General features: G+C 68.5%; 9 protein-coding genes. All 9 read left to right on the forward strand.

The window, feature by feature from the left end; translation table 11 throughout:
* Positions 1-54: 54 nt before the first annotated feature.
* Entirely contained in the window at positions 55-360 is a 306-nt protein-coding gene (locus tag JAO81_RS39145; protein WP_199552772.1) for an AlpA family transcriptional regulator, read from the forward strand.
* The gene (locus tag JAO81_RS39150; protein WP_199552773.1) at positions 360-545 is read left to right on the forward strand and encodes a hypothetical protein; all 186 of its coding nucleotides are present in this window, start codon (positions 360-362) and stop codon (positions 543-545) included. The genes JAO81_RS39145 and JAO81_RS39150 overlap by 1 nt, the downstream gene beginning before the upstream one ends.
* Complete coding sequence (locus JAO81_RS39155) at positions 542-766, forward strand: hypothetical protein (RefSeq protein ID WP_199552774.1); 225 nt, start codon at positions 542-544, stop codon at positions 764-766. The genes JAO81_RS39150 and JAO81_RS39155 overlap by 4 nt, the downstream gene beginning before the upstream one ends.
* Before the next feature lie 110 nt (positions 767-876).
* The gene (locus JAO81_RS39160) at positions 877-1,182 is read left to right on the forward strand and encodes a hypothetical protein (RefSeq protein WP_199552775.1); all 306 of its coding nucleotides are present in this window, start codon (positions 877-879) and stop codon (positions 1,180-1,182) included.
* A 201-nt stretch (positions 1,183-1,383) separates the two neighbouring features.
* Positions 1,384-1,719, forward strand: coding sequence for a hypothetical protein (locus tag JAO81_RS39165; protein WP_199552776.1), 336 nt, complete (start codon positions 1,384-1,386; stop codon positions 1,717-1,719).
* Complete coding sequence (locus tag JAO81_RS39170; protein ID WP_199552777.1) at positions 1,716-2,282, forward strand: hypothetical protein; 567 nt, start codon at positions 1,716-1,718, stop codon at positions 2,280-2,282. The genes JAO81_RS39165 and JAO81_RS39170 overlap by 4 nt, the downstream gene beginning before the upstream one ends.
* A 32-nt stretch (positions 2,283-2,314) precedes the next feature.
* Positions 2,315-3,199 carry a lambda-exonuclease family protein gene (locus JAO81_RS39175; RefSeq protein ID WP_307814159.1) on the forward strand — a complete coding sequence of 295 codons (885 nt, stop codon included), beginning with the start codon at positions 2,315-2,317 and terminating at the stop codon, positions 3,197-3,199.
* Complete coding sequence (locus JAO81_RS39180; protein WP_199552779.1) at positions 3,196-3,987, forward strand: recombinase RecT; 792 nt, start codon at positions 3,196-3,198, stop codon at positions 3,985-3,987. The genes JAO81_RS39175 and JAO81_RS39180 overlap by 4 nt, the downstream gene beginning before the upstream one ends.
* 39 nt (positions 3,988-4,026) lie before the next feature.
* Positions 4,027-4,313, forward strand: a 287-nt coding sequence (locus tag JAO81_RS39185) for a hypothetical protein (RefSeq protein WP_199552780.1), incomplete at its 3' end; no start/stop codon positions are given.

Here is a 4,313-nt window from a genome sequence, read left to right on the forward strand (position 1 = left end):
GCGCCTGTACTGGCGCCATCACGACGGCGGTCAGCTGGAGCTTGGGGGAGCGGCATGAGCGCGATCCCTGAGCGGCCGTACGAGATCCCGGAACAGCAGTTCCTCAACACGGTGCAGGCTGCCGCGATGATCGGGCGCAGTGTGAACACGCTCAGGATCTGGCGGCATCGCAGGCGTGGCCCGAAGTCGTTCCTGATGGACGGCGCGGTCATGTATCCGGTCGCGGACCTCACCAAGTGGCTCGACGAGCTGTTGGGGAGCGACCCGTACTACAACCCCGCCAATGATCCGACCAGCCAGGTGCTGCGTCCGAAGCGGAATCGTTCCGGCCGGCGCGTGGATGAACGGGGGGCTGCGTGATGGGCCTGTCGATCGACCAGTCCTGGATCGCTGACGTCCAGCCCGTGCCGCCCGAGCAGCAGTCGGTGGCCCGCGCCGTCGTCGAGCGGCTGGTCACCGACCCCTACGAGCAGTTGCTGACATTGCAGGCGCTCGGCCTGGACCTCGACAAGAACGCCGATGACCTGGAGGAAGAGGTCTCATGAGCATGTTCTTCTGCGGCGTGTATGTGACCGCGCTGCTTGCGCTGCTGGTCGGCGGGTGTCTGTGGACGCTGCGTGAGCCGGGCCGGTGGCGGCGGAAGGTCAAGTACCTGTACGTGGCCCCGCAGGGCGTTGACCTGCTGCGCCCGGTGGTGGACACGGCGCCGGTGGTGCCGGCGCAGCGGGTGTGGCTTCCCCGCCAGGCCTGCGGACTTGCGCGGTGACCGGCTATGAGCGAGCGCCTGGTCCTCGCCGTCTGTCTGGTCCTGCTGGTGGTGCAAGTTGCGCTGGTGGCGTGGATGTTCACCGACCGGAACAAGAAGGGGCCCGGGGCGTGACCAGCCTGGCTGACGTCACGCTCGCCTCGCCGGAGGCTGCGGACCTTGCCGCCTACGTCGACGCCTGCGACAGCGGCCTGCGGACGGACGTGCTGTTCGCCGCGCAGCAAGCGATGCGGGACTCCCTCGAAGAGTGGGAAGTACGCGGGCTGCTCGTCGACGAAGTGCTGGCCACCGCCGAGGAGCACATCCGCACCGGCTACGTGCTGGGGATGTGCATCGTCAGCAAGCTCGCCGCCGCCGAGCTCCGCCAGCGCGACGACGTCATGGCTCTCGCCTACGTGACGGGGGTGGCCGCGTGATCGCCGACCTGCTCGCCTCCCTCGCCCTGGGCGTCGCCACCTACCTGATGTTCGACCTCGTCGAGGCCTCCCGCCTGTACCGGAGGGCGCGGCCGTGGCCGGCTCGCTGATCGTCGCCATCGCGCTCACGATGACCGCTGCTATCGCGGCGTTGTGGTGGGCCATCGAGCACAAGCCCCGTAAGACCAAGGAGGGACCGAAATGACAACGCTCGACATGGACGCGGTGGAGCAGGCCCACAGGCTGCTCCAGCGCGCGGCCGACGCTGTGGGCCAGCTGATCGAGGATCACCCGCGCTACACGTTCACCTTCCCCTCCATGCGCCGCGACGTGGAACTGAGCGAAGCGAGTGAGGAAACGTTTCGGCATGCGGTGCGGCTGCTCGAACTCGCCCACTCTGCCTGCCGCGAGGCAGGACTGCGGCCGACCAAACGAGGATCGGCCATCGAGGTCGACGTGTTCGTCCCCACCGGCGTCACGACCCCTGAGGAGATCACCCAGGCTCTGTATCGCCGCACTCGGGGCGGTGCGGCATGAGCGCACTGGACCTCCGCGACCGCATCGTCCAGGCCTTGCTGACGACGCCGCATGAGGGCTGGGCCTACGAGCCTGGCCATGAGAAGTGGGATCACCACAAGCATGGTGACCGACGCGGCCACAACTACTCCATCACGTGCGCGCTGTGCATGAACGACGTGGGCGTCCTCGCTGACGCGGTGATGGCCGTCCTCCCCGCGCCCGGCGAGCGGTATCGCCTTGCGTGGCTGAGTGCCCGTTCGCGGGCGCAGGCCTTCGGGGAGGGCGTTCACCGGCTTGTCGCTGACCGGGATTGGTGGATGCGGCTGGCGCGTGCCATGCAGGCCCGCGCTGTTGCGGAGAACCGGGCCACCGTGCTCCGTGAGGCTGCCGACGCGATCTCGCGTGACTACGGAGCTGCAGCCGTCCGGCTCCGGCGTATGGCCGATGAGACGCAGCCGATTGTTGCTTGCAACCTGGATGTTCTCGGCCGGCCACATGCCCCGCACGACTGGGCGCCGCAGCCTGGCATGGCCCCGGTGCACTGCCCGGCAGCGGCGACGGCTGGGCAGGTGGACCAGTGACCACAGCGACTCAACTTGCCGTTCCGTCAGGGGTGTTGCTCGGTCGGTTCGAGCCCGGTACCCGCGAGTGGGTTCAGGCTCGTGCTGGTCTGACGGTCACGGCGACTGATGTGGCTGCGGTGGTCGGCTTGTCTCCGTGGCAGTCCCGTTTCTCGCTGTGGCACCACAAGGCCGGCCTTGCCGCCCACGCCGTGGAGCAAACCGCGGATATGGAGTGGGGTACCCGCCTGGAACCCGTCATCGCGCAGAAGTTCGCCGACATGCACCCCGAACTCGACCTGCACACCACCGGCACCTGGCGGCACGCCGAGCGCACCTGGCAGCGAGCCACCCCCGACCGCATCCTCACCCAACCCGGCTGCATCCCGAGCTTGTTGGAGATCAAGACCGCCCGCTACGACGACGCTTGGGGCGCCGAGGGAACGGATGAGATCCCGGTGCACTACCGGTGCCAGATCATGTGGCAGCTCGACACGCTGGGCCTGCGTACCGCGCACGTTGCCTTGCTCGTCGCCGGATCCGAGTACCACGAGTACCGCGTCGAATACGACCAGGCGGACGCCGAGCTGCTGCGTGACGCGGCCGAAGAATTCCTGGCCTCCATCCGGGACGGTGTACGGCCCGACATCGACGGCTCCACGACCACGTACGACACGGTGCGACGGTTGCACGAGGGCCGCCAGGACATCGATGTCGAGATCCCGCGCGAACTCGCCCACCGCTACCAGGCACACAGCAAGGCGCACAGCGAGATCGAGCAGGCCAAACGCCAGGCGGCCGCCGAAATCCTCGACCTTATCGGCACCGGCCGGCGCGCCGTCTGCGACGACGTGCGTATTGCCACCCGCACCGTCCGAGGCGGCAAGACGTACAGCCTCCTGCCCGCCCGCCCCAAGAAGAACGGAGCTGCCGCATGAGCGGCGACACCATCACCAAAGCTGTGGAGCAGCGCGGCGCCAGTCCGGCCGCGCTCGTCGAGCAGTACCGCGACCACTTCGCGCAGGTCATGCCGTCCCACGTGCGCCCCGATACGTGGGTGCGCCTGGCCGTGGGTGTCCTGCGGAAGGACGGCAAGCTGCTGGCCGCGGCCCAGGCCTCGCCCGACACGCTCATGGTGGCCCTGGCGACCGCGGCACGGTTGGGTCTGGAGCCCGGCACCGAGCAGTTCTACCTCACCCCGCGCAAGCGCAAGGGCCAGCCGGAGGTGCAGGGGATCGTCGGCTACCAGGGCATCGTCGAACTCATCTACCGCGCAGGTCACGCCGCCTCCGTGACCGTCGAAGTGGTGCGCGAACACGACGACTTCGTATGGACCCCCGGCGCCATTGACCACGAGCAGCTGCCGCGCTGGGCCGGCCACCAGACTCGACCATTTCACCGGGCCGACTGGTTCGGCCAGCGCGGGGACCTCGTCGGCGTCTACGCCTATGCGGACATGCGCGACGGCGCGACCTCCAAGGTCGTGGTCCTGGGGCGTGACCACATTGCCCGCGCCAAGGCCAAGTCCGACGGTGCAGACGGCCCGTACTCACCGTGGCGCACCGACGAGGAAGCCATGTGGCTCAAGACCGCAGCCCGGCGCCTCGCCAAGTGGGTGCCCACCTCATCCGAGATCCGCCCGCCCGTGGTCCACCAGGCCGCCACCGTCACCGTCGAGCAAACGGACACGGTCGAGGTCCTCGACGGCGAACTCCTCGACGACTAGCAGCCCAGTAACCACCCCAGGACCACAGGGAGATCCGCCGTGGGAGTCCGCTTGATCGTCGAGGTTCTCGACGGAGCGCCCGCCACGCTCACGCACCGGGAGAAGCTCCTCCTGGTCGTGCTCGCGGAAGACGCCAACGACGACACCCGCATCACGTGGAACAGCGTGGAACGCCCCGAAGTCCTGCGCGGCGCCAAGCTCAGCCGCGGCGAGCTGTACGCGGTGCTGAAGAAGCTCGTGGCGAAGGGCGCCCTGGAGAGGCTCACGGCGGGGCAGAAGAACGCAGCGGCGAAGTACCGGATACCGGTCTTCCCGGCCGTTCAGTG

Source organism: Streptomyces sp. N35, assembly GCF_016464295.1.
In the GTDB taxonomy this organism is placed as follows: domain Bacteria; phylum Actinomycetota; class Actinomycetes; order Streptomycetales; family Streptomycetaceae; genus Streptomyces.

What these genes read in the sequence shown, in the direction of transcription:
- JAO81_RS39145 (WP_199552772.1), top strand. Translation starts at nt 55, where the DNA reads ATGAGCGCGATCCCTGAGCGGCCGTACGAGATCCCGGAACAGCAGTTC.
- JAO81_RS39150 (WP_199552773.1), top strand. Translation starts at nt 360, where the DNA reads ATGGGCCTGTCGATCGACCAGTCCTGGATCGCTGACGTCCAGCCCGTG.
- JAO81_RS39155 (WP_199552774.1), top strand. Translation starts at nt 542, where the DNA reads ATGAGCATGTTCTTCTGCGGCGTGTATGTGACCGCGCTGCTTGCGCTG.
- JAO81_RS39165 (WP_199552776.1), top strand. Translation starts at nt 1,384, where the DNA reads ATGACAACGCTCGACATGGACGCGGTGGAGCAGGCCCACAGGCTGCTC.
- JAO81_RS39170 (WP_199552777.1), top strand. Translation starts at nt 1,716, where the DNA reads ATGAGCGCACTGGACCTCCGCGACCGCATCGTCCAGGCCTTGCTGACG.
- JAO81_RS39180 (WP_199552779.1), top strand. Translation starts at nt 3,196, where the DNA reads ATGAGCGGCGACACCATCACCAAAGCTGTGGAGCAGCGCGGCGCCAGT.